The organism is Erwinia rhapontici (assembly GCF_012271765.1).
Classification (GTDB): Bacteria; Pseudomonadota; Gammaproteobacteria; order Enterobacterales; family Enterobacteriaceae; genus Erwinia; species Erwinia rhapontici.
In genome coordinates this window covers 328,206-350,293 of record NZ_VRKO01000014.1, presented here as the reverse complement: position 1 = coordinate 350,293, position 22,088 = coordinate 328,206, and the positions used below count along the sequence as shown (strand labels likewise).

At 55.4% G+C, this 22,088-nt stretch carries 17 protein-coding genes; 11 read left to right on the top strand and 6 right to left on the bottom strand.

The window, feature by feature from the left end; genetic code table 11:
- The first annotated feature begins 99 nt into the window (after positions 1–99).
- The 3 genes from hslR (at position 100) to pckA (ending at position 3,417) form a co-directional block, all read left to right on the top strand.
- Positions 100–501 carry a ribosome-associated heat shock protein Hsp15 gene (gene hslR, locus FVB43_RS15200; RefSeq protein WP_133846658.1) on the top strand — a complete coding sequence of 134 codons (402 nt, stop codon included), beginning with the start codon at positions 100–102 and terminating at the stop codon, positions 499–501.
- Positions 502–523: 22 nt separating this feature from the next.
- A complete protein-coding gene (hslO, locus tag FVB43_RS15195) occupies positions 524–1,402 on the top strand; it encodes an Hsp33 family molecular chaperone HslO (RefSeq protein ID WP_133846657.1) in 879 nt (292 codons plus the stop codon).
- Between the two features lie 395 nt (positions 1,403–1,797).
- A complete protein-coding gene (gene pckA, locus FVB43_RS15190) occupies positions 1,798–3,417 on the top strand; it encodes a phosphoenolpyruvate carboxykinase (ATP) (RefSeq protein WP_133846656.1) in 1,620 nt (539 codons plus the stop codon).
- Positions 3,418–3,481: 64 nt separating this feature from the next.
- Here the strand turns inward: pckA and envZ are convergent, their stop codons facing one another.
- Complete coding sequence (gene envZ / locus FVB43_RS15185) at positions 3,482–4,831, bottom strand: two-component system sensor histidine kinase EnvZ (protein WP_133846655.1); 1,350 nt, start codon at positions 4,829–4,831, stop codon at positions 3,482–3,484.
- Positions 4,828–5,547 (bottom strand): osmolarity response regulator transcription factor OmpR, encoded by a 720-nt coding sequence (gene ompR, locus FVB43_RS15180; RefSeq protein WP_001157751.1) that lies wholly within the window; start codon positions 5,545–5,547, stop codon positions 4,828–4,830. The genes envZ and ompR overlap by 4 nt, the downstream gene beginning before the upstream one ends.
- A gap of 288 nt (positions 5,548–5,835) precedes the next feature.
- Between ompR and greB the strand changes: the two genes are divergently transcribed.
- From greB to FVB43_RS15155, 5 genes are all read left to right on the top strand, one after another.
- Entirely contained in the window at positions 5,836–6,315 is a 480-nt protein-coding gene (greB, locus tag FVB43_RS15175; RefSeq protein ID WP_133846703.1) for a transcription elongation factor GreB, read from the top strand.
- A gap of 100 nt (positions 6,316–6,415) precedes the next feature.
- Entirely contained in the window at positions 6,416–8,746 is a 2,331-nt protein-coding gene (locus FVB43_RS15170; RefSeq protein WP_133846654.1) for a Tex family protein, read from the top strand.
- Between the two features lie 136 nt (positions 8,747–8,882).
- Positions 8,883–9,125, top strand: coding sequence for a ferrous iron transporter A (gene feoA, locus FVB43_RS15165; protein WP_133846653.1), 243 nt, complete (start codon positions 8,883–8,885; stop codon positions 9,123–9,125).
- Positions 9,122–11,425, top strand: coding sequence for a Fe(2+) transporter permease subunit FeoB (gene feoB, locus FVB43_RS15160; protein WP_167864259.1), 2,304 nt, complete (start codon positions 9,122–9,124; stop codon positions 11,423–11,425). The genes feoA and feoB overlap by 4 nt, the downstream gene beginning before the upstream one ends.
- Positions 11,426–11,507: 82 nt before the next feature.
- A complete protein-coding gene (locus tag FVB43_RS15155; RefSeq protein ID WP_167864258.1) occupies positions 11,508–13,196 on the top strand; it encodes an alpha-amylase family glycosyl hydrolase in 1,689 nt (562 codons plus the stop codon).
- A 33-nt stretch (positions 13,197–13,229) separates the two neighbouring features.
- Here FVB43_RS15155 and FVB43_RS15150 read toward each other — a convergent pair whose 3' ends face one another.
- Positions 13,230–13,496: a YdgH/BhsA/McbA-like domain containing protein gene (locus tag FVB43_RS15150; RefSeq protein WP_133846650.1), complete on the bottom strand. Its 267-nt coding sequence runs from the start codon at positions 13,494–13,496 to the stop codon at positions 13,230–13,232.
- A 163-nt stretch (positions 13,497–13,659) separates the two neighbouring features.
- Positions 13,660–14,436: a pimeloyl-ACP methyl ester esterase BioH gene (gene bioH, locus FVB43_RS15145; protein WP_133846649.1), complete on the bottom strand. Its 777-nt coding sequence runs from the start codon at positions 14,434–14,436 to the stop codon at positions 13,660–13,662.
- Between the two features lie 35 nt (positions 14,437–14,471).
- On the opposite strand from bioH, the gene gntX reads away from it, so the two are divergent.
- The 3 genes from gntX (at position 14,472) to fabF (ending at position 17,242) form a co-directional block, all read left to right on the top strand.
- The gene (gntX, locus tag FVB43_RS15140) at positions 14,472–15,155 is read left to right on the top strand and encodes a DNA utilization protein GntX (RefSeq protein WP_133846648.1); all 684 of its coding nucleotides are present in this window, start codon (positions 14,472–14,474) and stop codon (positions 15,153–15,155) included.
- A gap of 58 nt (positions 15,156–15,213) precedes the next feature.
- Positions 15,214–15,789 (top strand): Fe-S biogenesis protein NfuA, encoded by a 576-nt coding sequence (gene nfuA, locus FVB43_RS15135; protein ID WP_133846647.1) that lies wholly within the window; start codon positions 15,214–15,216, stop codon positions 15,787–15,789.
- 169 nt (positions 15,790–15,958) lie between these two features.
- The gene (gene fabF / locus FVB43_RS15130; RefSeq protein ID WP_133846646.1) at positions 15,959–17,242 is read left to right on the top strand and encodes a beta-ketoacyl-ACP synthase II; all 1,284 of its coding nucleotides are present in this window, start codon (positions 15,959–15,961) and stop codon (positions 17,240–17,242) included.
- Between the two features lie 95 nt (positions 17,243–17,337).
- Here the strand turns inward: fabF and malQ are convergent, their stop codons facing one another.
- Both malQ and malP read right to left on the bottom strand, forming a co-directional pair.
- Positions 17,338–19,410, bottom strand: a complete 2,073-nt coding sequence (malQ, locus tag FVB43_RS15125; RefSeq protein WP_167864257.1) for a 4-alpha-glucanotransferase — start codon at positions 19,408–19,410, stop codon at positions 17,338–17,340.
- The gene (gene malP, locus FVB43_RS15120) at positions 19,391–21,823 is read right to left on the bottom strand and encodes a maltodextrin phosphorylase (protein ID WP_167864256.1); all 2,433 of its coding nucleotides are present in this window, start codon (positions 21,821–21,823) and stop codon (positions 19,391–19,393) included. The genes malQ and malP overlap by 20 nt, the downstream gene beginning before the upstream one ends.
- Between the last annotated feature and the right edge of the window lie 265 nt (positions 21,824–22,088).

Genomic DNA, 22,088 nt, shown 5'->3' with positions numbered 1-22,088 from the left:
ATGCCCTCCATACCCAAAATAATCCTGGACGCCCCCACCCGTTAACTTGAAAGATGACGGGGGACACCCTATATAGGGGTATTCCCAAAAGGAGCAGCGATGAAAGAGAAACCCTCTGACGGGGTCCGGCTCGATAAATGGCTTTGGGCCGCACGGTTTTATAAAACCCGGGCAGACGCACGCGAAATGATCGAAGGCGGCAAAGTCCATTACAACGGTCAACGCAGCAAACCCAGTAAACTGGTGGAAGTGGCTGCCGAGCTGACGCTGCGCCAGGGTAACGATCAGCGCACCGTGGTGATTGAAGCGATCACTGACAAACGTGGCCCGGCGACTGTTGCGCAACAATTGTACCGCGAAACGGTAGAGAGTATTGAGAAGCGGGAAAAAGTGGCGCTGGCGCGTAAAATGAATGCCCTCACTATGCCGCACCCTGACCGGCGCCCTGATAAAAAGGAACGTCGTGACCTGATGAAATTTAAACATTCTGGCGACGAATAACGCCACACTCGAGAGAAACACTATGTCCCAGCAAGACCAAATGCACCGTTACCTGTTCGAAAACCATGCTGTGCGCGGCGAACTGGTTACCGTATCCCAGACATGGCAGGAAATCATTGAGGGTCATGACTACCCTCAGCCAGTGCAACAGGTCCTTGGCGAACTGCTGGTGGCCACCAGCCTGCTGACAGCTACCCTGAAATTTGACGGTGACATCACGGTGCAATTACAGGGTGATGGCCCGCTTAATATGGCCGTAATCAACGGTAACAATCTTCAGGAAATGCGTGGTGTTGCACGTATGCAGGGTGAGATTGCCGATGGCAGCAGCCTGAAAGAGATGGTCGGCAATGGCTATCTGGTGATCACCATTTCTCCGAAAGAAGGTGAGCGCTACCAGGGCGTAGTCGGGCTGGAAGGTGACACCCTTGCCGCCTGCCTGGAAGATTACTTTATGCGTTCAGAGCAGCTCCCTACTCGTCTGTTTATCCGCACCGGCGAAACAGAATCGCAGGTGGGTGCAGCCGGTATTCTGTTGCAGGTTCTGCCGGCTCAGGATGCCAGCCTGGATGAGTTCAACCATCTGGCGACGTTGACAGAAACGATCAAAACAGAAGAGCTGCTGGGCCTGCCAGCAAATGACGTGCTGTGGCGTCTCTATCATCAGGAAGAAGTCACCCTGTTTGAACCCCAGAACGTGAGCTTCAAGTGCACCTGTTCACGCGAACGTTGCGGCGATGTGCTGCGAACACTGCCGGATGAAGAAGTGGACCAGATCCTGCAGGAAGATGGCAACATTGATATGCACTGTGACTACTGCGGTAATCACTACGTCTATGATGCGGTCGATATTGCCGCGATCCGTAATGATTCTGCGACAGGTGACCAACAGGTTCACTAATCGCCAGGGGCCGGATATTACCCGGCCTTTTTCTTTTCAACGATGCCCCGTTTTTACCCCGCCTGTCTTTATTTTCTATCGAAAAACAATACGATACTCCCGTCACAAAAAATCGCATTTTCCCGCTAAAAATTCTTCATAACCTGGTATTTATCACTACAAAAAGACACCGACTTAGCACTATTGATGCAACAAATGCGATTCTTTTCATTGAACCCGGCGTGGCTTCTCATTTTCCTTCTTTGCCGCTTTCGCTGTTTTCTGGCGGGTGTAAACTGCGCGCGATCGTGGCATCACCCGGCACTGATGCAGAAGCCGGAGGTTGCTCGCGGTAATAAAGTTGAAATACCCCTACAATTTGACGCAGTACAAAAAACCGACAAAGGAGCAGTAACATGCACACTAACGACCTGACCTTGCAGGACCTCGTCGCTTATGGCATCACTGATACGGTGAAGGTGATTCATAATCCTGATTATGACACCCTGTTTAAGGAAGAAACCCTACCCACATTAAACGGTTTTGAGCGCGGTATCGTCACGCAGTCTGGCGCTGTCGCCGTTGATACCGGCATTTTTACCGGACGCTCTCCGAAAGACAAATATCTGGTACGTGACGAAACCACCCGCGACACGCTGTGGTGGAGTGACAATGGGAAAGGTAAAAACGATAACCACCCCCTCTCGCAGGAGACCTGGCAGTCGCTGAAAAACCTTGTCACAAAGCAGCTCTCCGGCAAACGCCTGTTTGTTATCGATGCCTGGTGCGGCGCTAACCCGGACTCACGCCTCTGCGTACGCTTTATCACGGAAGTCGCCTGGCAGGCGCACTTCGTGAAGAACATGTTTATCCGCCCGGATAAAGCAGCTCTGGCGAATTTCATACCCGACTTCGTGGTGATGAACGGCGCCAAGTGCACCAACCCGGACTGGCAGGCTCAGGGGCTGAATTCCGAGAACTTTGTCGCCTTTAACCTGACGGAAAACATGCAGCTTATCGGGGGAACCTGGTACGGCGGCGAGATGAAGAAAGGGTTGTTCACTATGATGAACTACCTGCTGCCGCTAAAAGGGATTGCGTCGATGCACTGCTCGGCCAACGTCGGTGAAAAAGGGGATGTTGCCATTTTCTTCGGCCTCTCAGGCACGGGCAAAACCACACTGTCTACCGATCCAAAGCGCAAGCTGATTGGCGATGATGAACATGGCTGGGATGATGACGGCGTGTTTAACTTTGAAGGGGGCTGTTACGCTAAAACTATCAAACTGTCAGAAAAAGCAGAACCGGAGATCTACCATGCGATCCGCCCGGATGCCCTGCTGGAGAACGTTGTCGTTCGCAGCGATGGTTCGGTGGATTATGACGACAGCAGCAAGACCGAGAACACCCGCGTCTCCTACCCGATTGATCATATCGACAATATCGTTAAACCGGTGTCGAAAGCCGGCCACGCGAAGAAAGTGATTTTCCTGACCGCTGACGCTTTCGGTGTGCTGCCCCCCGTATCACGCCTGACCGCCGAGCAGACCCAGTACCATTTCCTTTCCGGTTTTACCGCCAAACTGGCCGGTACTGAGCGTGGAGTCACCGAACCTACTCCCACCTTCTCAGCCTGCTTTGGTGCCGCGTTCCTGACCCTGCACCCCACACAGTACGCAGAGGTTTTGGTGAAACGGATGAAGGACGCAGGCGCAGAAGCCTGGCTGGTGAATACCGGCTGGAACGGCAGTGGGAAACGTATTTCGCTCGCCGATACACGGGCGATTATCAACGCTATCCTCAGTGGCGACATCGCCCATGCAGAAACCACCACGTTGCCTGTTTTCAACCTGGAGATACCGCTGACCCTGCAAGGCGTAGACAGCAAACTGCTCGACCCGCGTCAAACCTGGGCGAGTGAAGCCGAATGGGAAACAAAGGCTCGGGATTTGGCGCAGAGGTTTATCAACAACTTCGATAAGTTCACCGACACTAAAGCGGGTGAAGCACTGGTGAAAGCCGGGCCGAAACTGTAAGCCAGTCAGTGGAATCGGGTGAGGCATGCCTCACCCCTACGACATCATGCCGCACCCTTGCCTGTCACTGGGTAGGCCCTGGCGGAAGGCTGGCAGGTGGCAATGGCAGCCAGGCACGAATGCGTAAGCCCCCTTTTTCACTCTTACCAATCTCCAGCGCCCCCTGGTGAGCATCAATAATACGCTGCACAATCGCCAGTCCCAGGCCCGTTCCGCTGGTACTGCGTGCGCTGTCACCACGCACAAACGGCTGAAGCAGGTGCTTAAGCTGGTCGGGTTCAATACCGGGACCATCATCGTCTACCTGGAACCAGGCTCGATGCAGCTCACGCCCGGAACTGACCTTAATCCAGCCATTACCATAGCGGGCAGCATTGACGACCATGTTGGCAATCGCACGCTTAATCGCAAGGGGATTGATATCCAGCATCAGCTCAGCGGACATCACGGCATTCTCAATTTCACGCTCGTAACCGCTTTCTGCCGCCACCACTTCTCCCAGCACACTGTTGAGGTCCGCGCGTTCAAACTGCATCTCCTGCCCGGTACGCAGGTAATCAATAAACTGTTCGATAATCGCATTACATTCTTCGATATCTTTATTGATCGACTCAGCCAGATAGCCATCCTGCTCTGACATCATTTCCGTTGCCAGACGAATACGCGTCAATGGCGTTCTCAGGTCATGACTCACCCCGGCCATCAGCAGGGTTCGGTCATCGGCTAACTGCTTCACGCCAGATGCCATCTGATTAAATGCCCGCGTCACGGAACGGACCTCAGAGGCACCATACTCGCGCAGTGGCGGGGGGATAATGCCTTTACCCACCTGTAACGCCGCGTGCTCCAGCTCCACCAGCGGGCGGTTCTGGATACGTATAAACAGCCAGGCTCCACCGATCGCCAGCAACATAATCGCCAGCGTGTAGCGGAACAATGGAGAGAAATCGCCCTGATGGATCTCGGTCAGGGGGACGCGCACCCAGATATCCGGCGACAACCAGGTTTTCAGCCACACCACCGGGGAGTTCTTATTGACCTCCACACGGACATCGGTCGGGCCACCCAACTGCTGCGCCATCTGTTGGCTGAGAAACTGATAGTGCTGCGCCCAGCGTAATCCGCTCTCTTCCGCCGCTGCATTGGTATACAGCGAGATGCCGAGTTCACGGTAGATTTCACGGCGAAATGCCGGAGGCACTTCCAGCTGCGTGCCATCTTCCAACTGCAAACGGTCGGTCATCAACATACGAACTTCATAGGCCAGCACTTTGTTGAACTGTTGCAGACTGGGCAAAATTGCAAAGTTCAGCACCACCAGATAAGTCGTTACCAGGCTGACGAACAGCAGGGTAACGATCAATAACAGTGTGCGGGCAAATGAACTACGGGGAGAGAAGCGGAATCGCCTCATGCTTTACTGCCGTCCGGCACGAAGACATAGCCCAGGCCCCAAACGGTCTGGATGTAGCGTGGATGAGCCGGATCTTCTTCCACCATACGGCGCAAACGGGAGATCTGTACGTCGATAGAACGCTCCATCGCACTGTACTCACGACCACGGGCCAGGTTCATCAGTTTATCGCGCGACAGCGGCTCACGCGGGTGGCTTACCAGCGCTTTCAGCACGGCGAACTCGCCGCTGGTCAGTGGCATCGGCTCATCTTCACGGAACATCTCGCGGGTACCGAGGTTCAACTTGAATTTACCGAAAGCAATCACCGCTTCTTCCTGAGAAGGCGCACCCGGTAGTTCATTCGCCTGACGACGCAGCACCGCACGGATACGGGCCAGCAGTTCACGTGGGTTGAACGGTTTTGGAATATAGTCATCCGCACCGATTTCGAGGCCCACGATACGATCCACTTCCTCGCCTTTGGCGGTGACCATAATAATCGGCATGGGGTTGCTCTGGCTGCGCAGACGGCGGCAAATCGACAAGCCATCTTCGCCAGGTAACATCAGGTCCAGCACCATCAGGTGGAATGATTCACGCGTCAGCAGGCGATCCATCTGCTCAGCATTGGCCACACTACGCACCTGGAAGCCCTGCTCGGTCAGATAACGCTCCAGCAGTGCACGCAAACGCATGTCATCATCTACCACCAGGATTTTGTAATTTTCTTGCATTTCGTTACTCCCAAAGGCGCTATTGCCTGAGCCTGTATTTTTAAAAAAGATGCCTGAATGTAACAGTCAATAATGGTTTATATTGTAGCCGAAATTGTTACAAAGCATATTAAACAGCAGCTTATCTGTAATCTGGGTCAAAAAAACCAGGGGATGAACGGTTTTTTCCAGCGTATTTATCATGACAAACAAGCAGTAACGTTGCGGCATAATTCGGAACAATGAATTTGCATCCCGTCACACAGCACAACAAAATAGTCTGCATATCACGATGACGATGGCTGAATGATGAAAACCAAACTGATTACCCGCGAAGGCTACAACCTGCTGAAGCAGGAGCTGGACTTCCTGTGGCGTGAAGAGCGCCCGGAAGTGACGAAGAAGGTCACCTGGGCGGCCAGCCTTGGCGATCGCAGTGAAAATGCCGACTATCAGTACAACAAAAAACGCCTGCGTGAAATTGACCGCCGGATACGCTATCTGACCAAGTGCCTGGAACAGTTGCGTATTGTCGACTATTCCCCACAGCAGGATGGCAAAGTGTTTTTCGGTGCCTGGGTTGAGGTGGAAAACGATGATGGCGATCTGAAGCATTTCCGCATTGTCGGCTATGACGAGATCTTCGGTCGCAATGACTATATCTCTATCGACTCGCCGATGGCGCGTGCATTGCTGAAGAAAGAGATCGGGGATGCCGCCATCGTCCACACCCCAGTGGGTGAAGCACTGTGGTACGTCAATGCGATCAGCTACGTCAAAGAATCCTAAACTCGCCGTTGCAGCCATGCTGACAGTCTGATGACTGGCATTATGCTGCTGCAATCCGTATAACTGTTGCCAATTTCTTAAGCTAAAAAGTGTCCCAACAATGATGAATAATTCACTGAGCCGCCTGATTGCAAGTGAGCTAAAGGCCAGACCAGAACAGGTTGAAGCCGCTGTTCGCCTGCTGGACGAAGGAAATACCGTGCCGTTTATCGCACGTTATCGTAAGGAAGTGACCGGCGGGTTAGATGATACCCAACTGCGTCAGCTGGAGACCCGACTGGGTTACCTGCGCGAGCTTGCCGACCGCCGCCAGTCCATTCTGAAATCCATTGCCGACCAGGGAAAACTGACCGATGAGCTGGCAGCGGCAATCAACGCCACCCTGAGTAAAACCGAGCTCGAAGACCTCTATCTGCCTTACAAACAGAAGCGCCGCACGCGCGGTCAGATCGCGATAGAAGCCGGTCTGCAACCCCTGGCAGACACGTTATGGCAGGAGCCGTCTCACGATCCTGAACAACTGGCCGCTGGCTACATTGATGCCGACAAAGGTGTTGCTGACACCAAAGCGGCGCTGGATGGTGCACGCTACATCCTGATGGAACGTTTCGCAGAAGATGCCGGACTGCTGGCAAAAGTGCGTGACTACCTGTGGAAAAATGCACACCTGGTCGCACGTGTGATCGATGGAAAAGAAGAGGAAGGCGCAAAATTCCGTGACTACTTCGATCATCATGAAGCGTTATCCACCGTACCTTCCCACCGTGCGCTGGCCATGTTCCGTGGGCGTAACGAAGGTATCTTACAGCTGGCGCTGAATGCTGATCCGCAGTTTGATGAACCACCGCGCGAAAGCCACGGTGAGCAGATCATCACAGACCATCTGAATCTGCGCCTGAACAATGCGCCAGCGGATACCTGGCGTAAAGCCGTAGTCAGCTGGACCTGGCGCATCAAGGTGCTGCTGCACCTCGAAACCGAACTGATGGGCACCGTGCGTGAACGCGCGGAAGACGAAGCGATTAATGTCTTCGCCCGCAATCTGCACGATCTGTTGATGGCGGCGCCGGCGGGGATGCGCGCCACGATGGGTCTCGATCCTGGCCTGCGTACCGGGGTCAAAGTCGCCGTAGTGGATGCGACCGGGAAGCTGGTCGCGACAGACACCATCTATCCTCACACCGGGCAGACTGCGAAAGCCGCAGCGGCCGTCGCAGCACTCTGTACCAAACATCAGGTTGAACTGGTCGCCATCGGCAACGGTACGGCATCTCGTGAAACCGAGCGTTTCTACCTTGAGGTGCAAAAGCAGTTCCCGCAGGTCCAGGGCGAGAAAGTCATCGTCAGCGAAGCGGGAGCCTCGGTCTATTCCGCTTCCGAACTGGCGGCACTGGAGTTCCCTGGCCTGGATGTCTCGCTGCGTGGCGCGGTTTCCATCGCCCGTCGCTTACAGGATCCGCTCTCCGAACTGGTAAAAATCGACCCGAAATCCATTGGTGTCGGCCAGTACCAGCATGACGTCAGCCAGAGCCAGTTAGCGAGAAAACTGGATGCGGTGGTGGAAGACTGCGTGAACGGCGTGGGTGTCGATCTGAATACCGCCTCTGTGCCGCTGCTAACGCGCGTGGCAGGGCTGAGCAAGATGATCGCCCAGAACATTGTCACCTGGCGTGATGAGAACGGCCGTTTCCAGAACCGTCAGCAGTTACTGAAAGTCGGTCGTCTGGGGCCGAAAGCCTTTGAACAGTGCGCCGGATTCCTTCGCATCACTCAGGGCGATAACCCACTGGATGCCTCTACCGTGCACCCGGAAGCTTATCCGGTCGTGCAGCGTATTCTCGCCGCCACCGAGCAGGCTCTTAACGACCTGATGGGTAACCCGACTGAGCTGCGTAATCTGAAAGCCGTTGATTTTACCGATGAGCGTTTCGGCGTGCCGACCGTGAGTGACATCATCAAAGAACTGGAAAAACCGGGTCGCGATCCACGTCCTGAGTTTAAAACCGCACAGTTCGCTGACGGCGTCGACACCATGAATGACCTGCTCCCGGGGATGGTGCTTGAAGGCTCGGTGACTAACGTCACCAACTTCGGCGCCTTCGTCGATATCGGCGTCCATCAGGATGGTCTGGTGCATATCTCCTCACTGGCCGATAAATTTGTCGATGACCCACACAAAGTGGTGAAAGCCGGTGATGTGGTCAAGGTGAAGGTGATGGAAGTGGATTTACAGCGTAAGCGTATTGCGCTGACCATGCGCCTTGACGAGCAGCCAGGCGAAACCAACGCGCGACGCGGTGGCGGCAACAAATCGCCGGACCGTGACAACGCGCGCCCGGCAAAAGCCAACAACAAGCGCCCTGCCGCCCAGCCTGCGGGCAACAGCGCGATGGGCGATGCGCTGGCTGCCGCCTTTGGCAAAAAAAGCTAATCCCCCCGGCGGGCCTGATGGCCCGCTCTTTTTTCCTAACCTCCGCGTCTGCCCTGCGATTAAGTTGCTCCATATCAATGTGAGCAAGAATCACTCTCATTAAAATTATCAGTGTCTATTTAAGCAGGCACCGCCAATGCAAATGATCCCACAGCACGCCTACCGAATCGTCGGTTTTTCGTCATCCATCAATCCGGTATTTCGCCAGAAACTCATGGCGCTGGGCCTGTTGCCCGGCATCACCTTTCGGCTGATCCGTATCGCTCCACTGGGCGATCCCCTGCATATTGAAACCCGCCACGTCAGCCTAATGTTGCGCAAAAAGGATCTTGCATTACTCCAACTGGAAGCCATGCAGTCAGCCGGAGAGGTCGCATGAAAACCACGACTATCGCACTGACCGGGAACCCTAACGTAGGCAAAACTACCTTGTTTAACCAGCTCACCGGATCGCGCCAGCGGGTCGGTAACTGGGCCGGTGTGACCGTCGAGCGCAAAGAAGGGCAGTTCACCACAGAAGAGCATCAGGTGCAGTTGGTTGATCTGCCAGGCTGCTACTCACTCACCACGCTCTCGGCACAGGCATCGCTGGATGAACAGATTGCCTGTCAGTATCTCCTGAGCGGTGATGCCGACCTGGTGGTTAACGTGGTGGATGCCAGCAACCTTGAACGCAATCTTTATCTGACCTTGCAGCTGCTGGAGATGGGGCAGCCCTGCATCGTGGCATTGAACATGCTGGATATTGTTGAAAGCCAGCAAACAGAGTTAGACCTCCCGGCGCTGGAAGAGGCGCTGGGCTGTCCGGTGATACCGCTGGTTTCCACTCGCGGGCGCGGCATTAATCGCCTGAAAGAGACCATCGACCGTTATTCACGCCAGCCCACCCCGCTTGCTGTCCCCTATTCGCAGCCGCTGCAACAAGCGTTGCGTGAACTGGTCGCTGCCATGCCCGCCACCACGCCAGAAGGGCAGAAACGCTGGCTGGCCCTGCATATGCTGGAAGGGGATATCTGGAGCCAGCAGCAGATGCCCGCAGCCCAGGCGTTACTGCCAGGCATCCATGAACGTCTGGGGGAGGATGCCGCTCAGTCCATTGCCAGTAGCCGTTATCAGACTCTCGAATCACTCTGCCACAAGGTCATCCGTGCCGCCGGAAGCCGTAGCCTGTTCAGCCAGCGCCTGGATCGCCTGACCATGAACCGCTGGCTGGGCCTGCCGTTGTTTCTGCTGGTGATGTATATGATGTTCTTCCTCGCCATCAACCTTGGTGGCGCACTACAACCGCTTTTCGACCTCGGATCAGCGGCGATATTTATTCAGGGTACGCAGTGGCTGGGCGCTACGCTGCACCTACCGTTATGGCTGACGCTTTTCCTGGCGCAGGGCATCGGCGGTGGGATCAATACCGTCATGCCGCTGATACCGCAGATCGGCATGATGTACCTGTTCCTCTCTCTGCTGGAAGATTCCGGTTATATGGCGCGTGCCGCCTTTGTGATGGATCGGTTGATGCAGGCGCTTGGTCTGCCCGGTAAATCCTTTGTGCCGCTGATTGTTGGCTTTGGCTGCAATGTGCCCTCGGTAATGGGAGCACGCACGCTGGACGCCCCACGGGAGCGGTTGATCACCGTACTGATGGCGCCGTTTATCTCCTGCGGAGCGCGGCTGGCGATTTTCGCGGTCTTTGCGGCGGCCTTTTTCGGTCAGCGTGGTGCACTGGTCGTTTTCAGCCTCTATCTGTTGGGGATTTGCGCGGCCATCGTCACTGGCCTGCTGCTTAAGCATACGCTGATGCGCGGTAACGCCAGTCCCTTTGTAATGGAGCTACCACTGTGGCACGTTCCTCACGCCAAAAGTCTGCTGTTGCAAACCTGGCAGCGTCTGCGGGGGTTTGTCCTGCGGGCCGGGAAAGTGATTGTGCTGGTCAGTATGCTTATCGGTGCGCTAAACAGTTTTTCGTTTAGCGGCAAGCCGGTGAGTCATCTGAACGACTCCGCGCTGGCCAGCGTCAGCCAGACATTGACACCACTGCTGGCACCGATCGGTGTTCACGATGATAACTGGCAGGCTACCGTCGGTCTGCTGACCGGAGCGATGGCAAAAGAAGTGGTGGTCGGCACGCTGAATACCCTCTACACCGCCGAAGCGCTGCAACAGCAGGCATTCGACCCTGAGCAGTTCAGTCTTCGCACGCAGCTGAGTGACGCGCTGATTGAGACATGGCAAGGCATCAAAGCCACTTTCAGCCTCAGCGTTCTCGCCAACCCCATTGAGGCCAGTAAAGGCGATGCGGAAATGGCCAGCGGCGCAATGGGTACGATGCACAGCAAGTTCGCCAGCGATGCTGCCGCCTACAGCTACCTGATTTTTGTGCTGCTGTACGTGCCCTGCGTTTCAGTAATGGGTGCCATTGCCCGTGAAAGCAGTAACCGCTGGATGCTGTTCTCGATCCTGTGGGGGCTGGATCTGGCTTACTCGCTGGCCACCCTGTTTTATCAGGTTGCCAGTTTCCACCAGCATCCAGGCAGCAGCAGTCTGATTATTGCCACTGTCCTGCTGTTCAATGCCCTGCTGCTGGGCGCGCTACGCCGCGTGCGCATCACCCCGGCCCAGATCCCGGTTAAACAGGTCAGTACCGGCTGCCAGAACTGCGCCAAAAACGGTCGTTGCCACTGATGCAGGTTGCGATTTTGTGACCAGCGTCTACAGTGAAAAATAACGTCTGAATTTTTCACCCGCGGTGGCAATTCGAATAATAATGGATATTATCAATAACTTAATAGATAAGATCTACGATTACACTTTCCCGCCATCCTGCTTACAGCGGCTGCATACGCTGATTGCTGATGCGCGGGAGCGTATTCAACAGTCGCGTAAACCACACTGGGATGAAAAAGACGTGGTGCTGATCACCTACGCCGATCAGTTTCATGAAGAGAACACGCCCACCCTGACGACCTTCTCTCGTTTCTGGCAACAGCACCTGCAATCCAGCTTTAATCTGGTTCATCTGCTGCCTTTTTTCCCCTGGTCCTCCGACGATGGTTTCTCCGTCATTGACTATCACCAGGTGGACCCCAAATGTGGCGACTGGCAGGACGTCACCGCCCTGCGCCAGCATACCCGGCTGATGTTTGATTTTGTCTGCAACCACATGTCATCTGAAAGCGCCTGGTTTCGCCACTATCTGGCGCAGGACCCCGGCTGGGACGATTTCTTTATCAGCATGCCGCCCACCACCGATTTAAGCGCAGTCACCCGCCCGCGCACCTCACCCCTTCTCACGCCTTTTGCGATGGCCGACGGTGAAACCCGTTTTATCTGGACCACCTTCAGCGCCGATCAGATCGACCTGAACTTCACTAACCCGGAAGTGCTGATCGCGATGGTGAACGTGGTACTGGATTATCTGCAAAAAGGTGCCGATTACCTGCGCCTGGATGCGGTGGGCTATATGTGGAAAACGCCGGGAACGTCCTGTATTCATCTGGAAAAAACCCACCAGCTGGTCAAGCTGTTTCGCGCTATTGCCAACGAAGTGGCACCAGGCACGGTGGTGTTAACGGAAACCAACGTTCCGCACAAAGATAACATCAGCTATTTTGGTAATGGTCGTGATGAGGCGCAGATGGTGTATCAGTTTTCACTGCCGCCGCTGGTGCTGCACGCAATCCATTATGGATCGTCACGTGCCCTTCGCCAGTGGGCCGCCTCCCTCGATGGCGGCAGCGGCAGCACCACATTCTTCAATTTCCTCGCGTCACATGACGGCATCGGCCTGAACCCCTTACGCGGCATTCTGCCGGAAACCGAGATCGTCTCGCTGGTACGCGATCTGGCGATGGAAGGAGCGCTGATCTCCTATAAAAATAACCCTGATGGCAGCACCAGCCCGTATGAAATCAATGTCACCTACATGGATGCCCTGAATCAGAAAGCGGATGATGACGATACGCGCCTGCGACGTTTCCTGCTGGCCCATGCGCTGCTGCTGGCCTTTCCTGGCGTACCGGCCATCTACGTGCAAAGTATTCTCGGCTCACGTAACGATGTTGAAGGCGTAAAAACTGCCGGGTACAACCGGGCAATCAACCGCCAGAAATATGCCGTCAGCGATATCGAACAGGCGTTAATGGAAAAGGATTCACTGCGACAACGAGTCTACTATGCCCTCAGCCAGCTCATTCAGCTGCGTATCCAGCAGACGGCCTTCCATCCGGATAATCCCATGAGCATCATCGACAGTGACAATTCACTGCTGGTGATGAAACGCCAGGCAAGAGAAGAACAGGAATCCCTGTGGTGCGTGTTTAACCTGAGCAATAAAGCGGTGAGTATGATGCTGCCAGAGGCGCGCTGGTATCGGGATATTGCCAGTGGCGATCGTATTGATGGTGCGCAGGCGATGCTGCTGGAAGCGTGGGAATTCCGCTGGCTGAAAGCCTGAAACTGCCCACCGATGGCGGGCAGGGACTATCGCTTACTTATAGACGTCAGCCAATGCGTGATCGCGGTTCCCCTGCTGGGCTGCGATGATCACATAGTATTTACCGCCTTTCTCATCGGCTTTTTTCGATAAGCGGGCGTTGGCATCCATCGGATCGGTGGTGGAGTTTGTCGTCACCGTACCGATTTTTTCCAGCTTCATCTCCTGCGCTTTTTCGCGGGTGATCTGCTCGGCTGCACTGGCATTAAATGCCGCCAGGGTCGTCAACATCAGGGCAGAGATAGTGATCAGCTTTTTCATACAATTTCCTCTCCTTAGGTCAATATTTCCAGTTATCAATGGCAGTAAAAAATCGTGCCGTGACCATTATCGACCGCGATGTGCAAACCGACAACGCAGTGAATTGTTGCAATACGTAACGCCACTCTGCCTCCCCCGCTCAGTTGCCCAGAGATGGCGCTCCTCAGGGCCTGACGTTCTCACTGAAATCGATAATCTGCTGACAAAAATCGGCCGGATGCGAGATAAAAGGCGCATGGGCCGCTTTCTCAATAATATGGCTGGTACTGGCTGGCCAGGCATCATCAAGCAGCGGGACAATTTTTCGTGGTACTAAGCCATCCAGCGCCCCATACAGGCGTAAAAATGGTATGGACAGCGCGGCGAGCGCCTGGCGCACGTCTGCCGTCTTGAGAATTTCCAGCCCGCCGTTCAGGACCTCAACCGCAGGTACCGGTCGCTCAAACACCACGCTTTTCAATGCCCGGGCATCCTGGCGAGCGCTGTCCGTCCCCAGGGTTTGTAACGCGAGAAACCGCTCCACGGTGCGCTGGAAATCCTCACTCAACTGGTGCTGAAATGAGGTCAGCGTTTCCGGTTTTATGCCGGGCCAATCGGTTTCCGCACTGAAACGCGGTGAGGATGCCACGCTGACCAGACCACGCACCCGCTGCGGCGCATTCAGCGCCACCTGGCTGGCAACCAGGCCACCCAGCGACCAGCCCAGCCAGATGGCCTGCTCAGGGGCCTGCGCCAGCACAGCTGCCGCCATCTCATCGAGCGTCATTGCCGGGAATCCCTGGCTGTGACCATAACCGGGAAGATCCACCAGATGCAGACAAAAATGTGCGCTGAGCCGCTCGCTAATGCAATGCCACACCCCGGCGTTCAACCCCCATCCGTGCAGCAGCACAAGATGGCGATCGCCCTGTCCAATAGTCTCCCAGTGAAGCACCGTCATCGGTTATCGTCCTGTATTTAAATTACGAGGTCGCCATGCTACCAATGCCAGCAGGCTGTTGGCTATGTCTGATGCCGCTCAGCCTTGCACAGCACGGCTTGTGCACCGTTTGTTTACGCCACCTTCTGGCGATGCGCGGTGGTTGCCCACGCTGTGGACTGCCCAGCGGCGAAACAACCCGTGAATGCGGCCGCTGCCTGCACAGCCCACCTCCCTGGCAGTGGCTGGTGTTCGTCACGCCCTGGCAACCACCGCTCAGCCAGCTCGTAAACCGGCTAAAGTTTTATCGCACCACCGCACTTGCGGTAATGCTGGCCCGGTTGATACTGCTATGCTGGTTAATGCAACGGCGTGAAAGCGGGCTGCATCGTCCGGATGTATTGCTGACGGTCCCACTGCATCATCGCCGGGCGTGGCAACGCGGCTATAATCAGTTAGAGGATATGGCTCACTGTCTGGCACGCTGGACGCAATGTCGTTATTTACCCCGAGCCATCACACGTATACGTGCGGGGCGTATTCAGCACCGTCTGGGCGCTCTGGCGCGGCGTAAAAACTTACGCGGCGCGTTTACACTTGAAATTGATGTGCGCGGGCTGCATATCACCTTATTAGATGATGTGGTCACCACGGGCAGTACCGTCGCAGAGATAAGCCGCATTCTGCTGGCCAGGGGTGCTGCCAGCGTACAGATCTGGTGCCTGTGCCGAACCTTGTAGAGCGTCGGTGATGGGCGTATTATAACCAATGAAATTAGTTAACTATTGAGCAATCGCCATGATCCTAATTACCGACTCTGCACAAGAGCACTTCGCAAAACTGCTGTCAAAGCAGGAAGATGGCACCCAAATTCGTGTATTCGTGATTAATCCGGGTACACCGACTGCCGAGTGCGGTGTTTCCTACTGCCCACCCGATGCAGTAGAAGCAACGGATACTGAACTGAAGTTTCCCCTGCTGTCAGCCTATGTTGATGCCCTCAGCGCACCCTATCTGGAAGACGCTGAAATCGACTTTGTGACCGATAACCTGGGTTCACAGCTGACGCTGAAAGCACCGAACGCCAAAATGCGTAAAGTTAACGAAGATGCCCCGTTAATTGAGCGTGTTGAGTACCTGTTGCAGGCCCAGATCAACCCACAGCTGGCGAGCCACGGCGGTAAAGTTTCCCTGATGGAAATCACCGACGAAGGTTTCGCTATTCTGCAATTTGGCGGCGGCTGTAACGGCTGTTCCATGGTCGATGTGACCCTGAAAGAAGGCATCGAGAAAGAGATGCTGGCGGCGTTCCCTGAACTGAAAGGCGTACGCGACCTGACAGAACACGAACGCGGTGAGCATTCGTTCTACTGATGACCTGGGGCCGGATATCCGGCCCCTTCTCTTTTCTTTCCCCGCGATTTCACGCCCCCGGTTTAATTTTCCCCCGACTGCCTGTTTAATTTTCCCTGGCGTGATTGACGCTGGATTTTTCAGCTTACACGTGTACACTGAAACCTGTTTTCGCAACCTACAGGTCATCATGTTGAACAATATTGGCAGAAGAGTCGTGATCACAGGTATGGGCTTAATCAGCCCGCTCGGTAATGGCGTAGACGGTAGCTGGCAACGGCTGATCGCCGGTCAGTCCGGGATTCGTCATCTTCCTGAAGAGGCCTATGGCGATACGGCCATCCGCGTGGGTGGGCAGGTTCCCTCCATCGAACAAGACCCGCAGCACGGTTTTGATATTGCTGCGCTTATTCCGGTGAAAGAGCAGCGTAAAGCGGACCGCTTTATTCATCTGGCGCTGGCAGCGGCCGAAGAAGCCATCACGCAGGCCGGCTTACATAATCTATCGGAAACCGCACGTCTGCGCACCGCCACCATTATTGCCACCGGCATTGGCGGTTTTCATGCCATCAGCAATGCGGTCAAAACCGTGGCAGAAAAAGGCAGCCGTAAACTGTCCCCGTTTACCATTCCGTCGTTTATCGCCAATCTCGCGGCGTCACACGTGGCGATCAAATATGGCTTCAAGGGCATGCTGGGAACACCCGTTTCCGCTTGCGCGGCCAGCATTCAAAGTATCGGTGACGGTTTCCGCGCCATCCGTTTTGATGATGCGGATATCGCCGTGGTGGGTGGCTGTGAATCTTGCATCAATCCGGTTTCACTCGGGGGCTTCCAGGCTGCCCGCGCGCTCTCAACAGCCTTTAACGACCATCCTGAGCAGGCTTCGCGCCCGTTCGACCAGGCACGTGATGGTTTTGTGATGGGAGAAGGTGCCGGGATGCTGGTACTGGAGGAATTGACCCGTGCTCAGGCGCGTGGCGCCACAATCCTTGGTGAAGTGGTCGGTTATGGCACCACCTCGGATGCTTACCACATCACTTCCGGGCCGGAAGATGGCGAAGGCGCTGCGCGTGCGATGACCATTGCGCTCCAGCAGGCAGGGATAACAGGGCGCGATATCGATTATATCAACGCGCACTCTACCTCGACGCCGGTCGGCGATCTTGCCGAAATCAATGCGCTGCGTCGGGTACTGGGTGAAGGCGCTCACACGGCGATCTCCTCAACCAAATCCGCCACCGGGCATCTGCTGGGCGCCGCCGGGGCTGTGGGGGCGATCTTCTCACTGATGGCAATGCGTCAGCAGATTGCGCCACCTTCGCTGAATATCACACAGCTGGACAGTGCTGCTGAAGGGCTGAACATCGTTAAAAACAGTGCGCAGCAGATGACCATCCGCAGCGTGCTGGTTAACGGTTTCGGTTTTGGTGGTGTAAACGGTTCGGTGATTTTTAAAGCCTTTACGCCGTAAGCGCCGGGCGGACCGCAAGAGAAACGGGTCGGGCATGCCCGACCCCTACGTGATGCGGCAATAGTTGATACGGCGAGGCATGCCTCGCACGATTATTACGGGGCTTTACGTCGTTTATCGATATCCTTAATTAAGCGATTAACGCGATCATCGGCAAACATGGCCTCCAGCGTGACGCTCAGTTTACGCCGCCAGTTGGGATACTGATCGGTGGTGCCCGGTACATTCACCGGATCGGCCATATTCAGCCAGTCCTCTGGTTGCAGCCCCAGCAGTGCGCTGTTGCTGTCGGCAATAAAACGCTGTAATCCACGATTGAGCACCGTTGTCATCGCCAGCCTGTCCGCCCGTTTACCACAGCTTTTTGGCACACAGTGATGACGATGCAATGCCTCCAGCAATGCCTGTTTCTGGCGGACGCGATGCTCAAACAACCCTTTGAGGACCAGCTTGTCAGGATAAATACCCAGCGTTTCACCCAGAGTCAGATCCCCGGCACTCCAGAAGCCACGCAGCGTCGGCAGGTCATGGGTCGTCGCACTCGCCATAGACTGGCGTGGCCAAACGGAGGGTGCCCGGTAACGATCCCCACTCTCCTGCTCGAAGTAGAGAACCTTCCACGAATAGATACCACTGTCGCGCAGTTTACTGACAATTTCCGTCGGTACAGTACCAAGATCCTCACCGATCACCATGCACTGATGGCGCTGACTTTCCAACGCGAGGATTGCCATTAAGTCATCCACCGGATAGTGGACATAGGCACCGAAGTTGGCCGTTTCACCGTAAGGGATCCACCACAGGCGCAACAGCGACATCACATGATCGATGCGCAGTGCGCCGCAGCTCGCCATATTCGCCCGCAGCAGGTCGATAAACGGTTGGTAGCCACGCGCCGCCATCACGTGCGGGTCCATCGGCGGCAATCCCCAGTTTTGCCCCAGCGGGCCGAGGATATCCGGCGGCGCGCCAACGGAAGCTTTCAACCGGTAGAGTTCACGATCGCACCAGGTTTCGGCGCCGCCTTCCGCCACGCCCACGGCTAAATCCCGGTAAAGCCCCACTGGCATCTGGTGCTGCTGGCAACACTGCCAGCACGCATCAAACTGACGATTCGCCAGCCATTGCAGCCATGACCAGAAACGCACTTCATCCTGCTGCTCACGGCAAAACTGCTGCACCGCCTCGCTATCGCCCTGCTGTACATTTTCAGGCCATACCGGCCAGCCCCAGCGAGCAGGATCGTCCTTCAGCATAGCGCAGTACAGGGCATCAAAGGCGGCCTGGTTTAACAGGCTTTCTCCCCCGGCGTTGATAAAGGCCTCAAAGTGCTGCACGCTGGCGTCCTGCGCATCACGTGCGGTGAACTGCGACCAGGCATGACGTAGCCCCTGAATTTTTAATGCCCCCACCCGCGCATAATCCACCCAGTCAGCATCGCGTGCAGTGTGTAACGCCGTCTGGGTGCTCTTTTTCTGCCACCAGCGCTGAGCGGCCTTGCTGTGCTGGAAATCCGGCACGGCAGCCACATCGATATACATCACGTTGAGCCAGCGCCGTGACGACGGGCTGTACGGACTGGCATTTTCAGGCAGGGAAGGATAAAGCGCGTGAATCGGATTGAGACCAATAAATGCACCGCCGCGTGTGGCGATTTCGCTGACCATGTGCTTCAAATCGCCGAAGTCACCGATGCCCCAGTTCTGGGCCGATCGCAGCGTATAGAGCTGCACGCAGGCGCCCCACAGTTTGTCGCCGCGCTTTAACTCTGCAGGCTCATAGCAGCGTTTTGGTGCCACAATAATCCGGCACGGCCACTGTTTTTTCCCCTGCGTGAGCAACAGATGATGATAACCTTCTGGCAGATTCGCCGGCAGCGTCAGCACCTCTCCACCAGACACAGACCCCTGGTGGGTTTTCCCCTGCTCACTGTCAAATTGCCACTGATAATTCCCTTTTCCCCCCACCTGAAGCTGTTGAGTCCGTTTTTTCAGCAGCACACGACAGGGTGGCAATGGTGCATTTCCCCTATCAGGAACGGCGGCCATTGCCTCAAGCAGCTTTTCGCGCGTCCCGGCGCTCACCGCTTCCGGCTGCCCGCGTGCATTAATATATTTCGAAGCAATACCCGCCGCCGTAGCGGCCTGCTCACGCTTTTTTAAGTCCATCGCCTCTCCCGGGCCGTTTTGCCTGCCAGATACGCTGCTGGTAATCCCGAATCGAACGATCGGAGCTGAACATCCCGGTGCGGGCCGTATTCAGAATAGCCGCTTTCGTCCAGGCCTCCTGGTCACGGTACAGCGCTTCCACCTTCAGCTGTGCTTCGCAGTAACTGGCGAAGTCGGCCAGCACCAGCCACGGATCGCCCCCTTTGCCCAGGCTGTGCAGCATCATGTCGAACGCGTGTTTATCGCCATCACTGAAAAATCCTTTCTCCAGCTCTTTCAACAGGCTATCAAGATGTTTATCTTTTTTGCGTAACTTCAGCGGCTGATAGCCACTGGCTTTCAGCGCCTTGACCTGGTCCACCGTATTGCCAAAGATAAAGATATTCTCTTCACCCACCTGTTCAGCGATTTCAACGTTGGCCCCGTCGAGCGTACCTACGGTCAGCGCACCATTCAGCGCCAGCTTCATATTGCCTGTACCGGAGGCTTCATATCCGGCAGTGGAGATCTGTTCTGACAGATCGGCTGCCGGGATCATCAACTCAGCCGCCGTAATGCGATAATCCGGAATGAACACCACCTTCAGCTTGTCGCCCACCAGCGGATCGTTGTTGATCTTCTCCGCCACCTTATTAATGGCATAAATAATATTCTTCGCCAGGTAGTAACCCGGTGCGGCTTTGGCGCCAAACAGGAACACACGCGGCACCACATCCAGTTTCGGGTCGTCGCGCAGCCGTTTATAGAGAGAGAGGATATGCATCAGGCCAAGATGCTGGCGTTTGTACTCATGCAGGCGTTTGATCTGTACATCGAACAAGGCATCCGGGTTCACCACAATGCCAGTGCGCTGCACAATGTACTCAGCCAGGCGCAGCTTGTTGGCGCGTTTAATCTGTCGATACTGTTTGCGGAATGCTTTATTGTCGGCAAAGGCTTCCAGCCCTTTCAGCGCCTCCAGATTGTTCGCCCACTCAACGTTAAGCGTGTCATCGATCAACGCCGCCAGCGCCGGATTACACTGCTTCAGCCAGCGACGCGGCGTGATGCCATTGGTAACGTTATGGAATTTCTCCGGCCACAGCAGGTGATATTCCGGGAACAGGTCTTTCACCACCAGTTCAGAGTGCAGCGCAGCCACACCATTCACAGCAAAACCGCTGACCACGCAAAGATTGGCCATGCGCACCTGTTTATCGTGCACCACCGCCAGTTTCGCCCAAACGGCTTCATCCCCTGGCCACTGTTTCTCGACCACCTTTTTAAAGCGTCGGTTGATCTCTTTAATCAACGTGAAATGGCGTGGCAGCAGGCTGCGTACCAGCCGTTCATCCCAGCGCTCCAGCGCTTCCGGCATCAGGGTGTGGTTAGTGTAGGCGAAGGTCTGACGGGTGATGGCCCAGGCATCGTCCCAGCTTAACTGGTGCTCATCCAGCAGCACACGCAGCATCTCGGGAATGGCGATGGTCGGGTGGGTATCATTAAGCTGAATCACCTCATAGTCCGGCAACGTATGCACGCTGCGCCCGGCAAGGTGATGGCGACGCAGAATGTCGGCCACCGAACAGGCACACTGGAAGTATTGCTGCATCAGGCGCAGGCGCTTTCCTTCCTGATGGTTATCGTTGGGGTACAGCACTTTGGTCAGCTTCGCCGCATCAATACCCTGCTGCTCGGCCGCGAGAAACTTACCGTCATTAAACAGCGTGAGGTCGAACGGATGAGCATGGGAGGCCTGCCACAGACGCAGTGGCTGTACAACGCCGTTACGGTAGCCGGTCACCGGCAGATCCCAGGCTTCGCCGCGCAGAGTAAACGCCGGATGCCACGCCAGCTGGCCATCGGCATTTTTGATTACCGTCCCGCCGATGCCGACATTCACATCCAGCGCCGCATTGTGGCGAAACCATGGATAACGCTCACGCTGCCAGTCATCCGGTGCTTCAATCTGCTGACCGTCGTCAAACGACTGGCGGAATAAACCGTATTGATAATTTAGCCCATAACCCGTAGCCGGCTGCCCCACCGTGGCCATCGAATCCAGATAGCAGGCGGCCAGCCGCCCCAGCCCACCATTACCCAGAGCAGGATCAACTTCTTCTTCCAGCAGTTCACTGAGATCGCGCTGATGCTCTGCCAGTGCCGCTTTAACCTCGTCATACCAGCCCAGATTCAGCAGATTATTCCCGGTCAGGCGGCCAATCAGAAACTCCATGGAAATATAGTTAACGTGGCGCTGCTTTTTCACGGATTTCGTCACCGGCTTTGCCGCCAGCAGTTCTGCCAGCGCACCGCTGATCGCCTGCCACCACTGGTGGGCAGTCATGTCTGCGGCACGTGTATAACCAAGATGCTGCCACTGACGCGTCAACGCCGCATTAAAGCGCGCCTTATTGAATTTCTGTTGCGACATATAATCCCTCTTAAACAGGTGGGCAAAATGTGACTGAAGGCACCTTACAGTTAAGACGGCAAAACGAAAAAAAGCTCACCGCAGAATGCGATGAGCGAAAAAAAAGCAAGTAAACAACTAGAGGGAGACAACTAACCGGGCTGGGCTGCCCGGATAAAGCGCGCGGCAATAGGGTGCAGAACAGGCTGCACGCCCAGAATGGGAATAAGAGGTGAAAAAAAGAGACTGATCTGAGTATGAGTGAATTCGTTAAACGTGCCAGTAG

Coding starts and splice junctions, on each gene's coding strand:
- hslR (WP_133846658.1), top strand. CDS start 100: ATGAAAGAGAAACCCTCTGACGGGGTCCGGCTCGATAAATGGCTTTGG.
- FVB43_RS15150 (WP_133846650.1), bottom strand. CDS start 13,496: ATGAAAAAGCTGATCACTATCTCTGCCCTGATGTTGACGACCCTGGCG.
- envZ (WP_133846655.1), bottom strand. CDS start 4,831: ATGAGGCGATTCCGCTTCTCTCCCCGTAGTTCATTTGCCCGCACACTG.
- feoB (WP_167864259.1), top strand. CDS start 9,122: ATGAAAACCACGACTATCGCACTGACCGGGAACCCTAACGTAGGCAAA.
- hslO (WP_133846657.1), top strand. CDS start 524: ATGTCCCAGCAAGACCAAATGCACCGTTACCTGTTCGAAAACCATGCT.
- malP (WP_167864256.1), bottom strand. CDS start 21,823: ATGTCGCAACAGAAATTCAATAAGGCGCGCTTTAATGCGGCGTTGACG.
- ompR (WP_001157751.1), bottom strand. CDS start 5,547: ATGCAAGAAAATTACAAAATCCTGGTGGTAGATGATGACATGCGTTTG.
- feoA (WP_133846653.1), top strand. CDS start 8,883: ATGCAAATGATCCCACAGCACGCCTACCGAATCGTCGGTTTTTCGTCA.
- nfuA (WP_133846647.1), top strand. CDS start 15,214: ATGATCCTAATTACCGACTCTGCACAAGAGCACTTCGCAAAACTGCTG.
- fabF (WP_133846646.1), top strand. CDS start 15,959: ATGTTGAACAATATTGGCAGAAGAGTCGTGATCACAGGTATGGGCTTA.
- greB (WP_133846703.1), top strand. CDS start 5,836: ATGAAAACCAAACTGATTACCCGCGAAGGCTACAACCTGCTGAAGCAG.
- bioH (WP_133846649.1), bottom strand. CDS start 14,436: ATGACGGTGCTTCACTGGGAGACTATTGGACAGGGCGATCGCCATCTT.
- malQ (WP_167864257.1), bottom strand. CDS start 19,410: ATGGACTTAAAAAAGCGTGAGCAGGCCGCTACGGCGGCGGGTATTGCT.
- gntX (WP_133846648.1), top strand. CDS start 14,472: ATGCTACCAATGCCAGCAGGCTGTTGGCTATGTCTGATGCCGCTCAGC.
- FVB43_RS15155 (WP_167864258.1), top strand. CDS start 11,508: ATGGATATTATCAATAACTTAATAGATAAGATCTACGATTACACTTTC.
- FVB43_RS15170 (WP_133846654.1), top strand. CDS start 6,416: ATGATGAATAATTCACTGAGCCGCCTGATTGCAAGTGAGCTAAAGGCC.
- pckA (WP_133846656.1), top strand. CDS start 1,798: ATGCACACTAACGACCTGACCTTGCAGGACCTCGTCGCTTATGGCATC.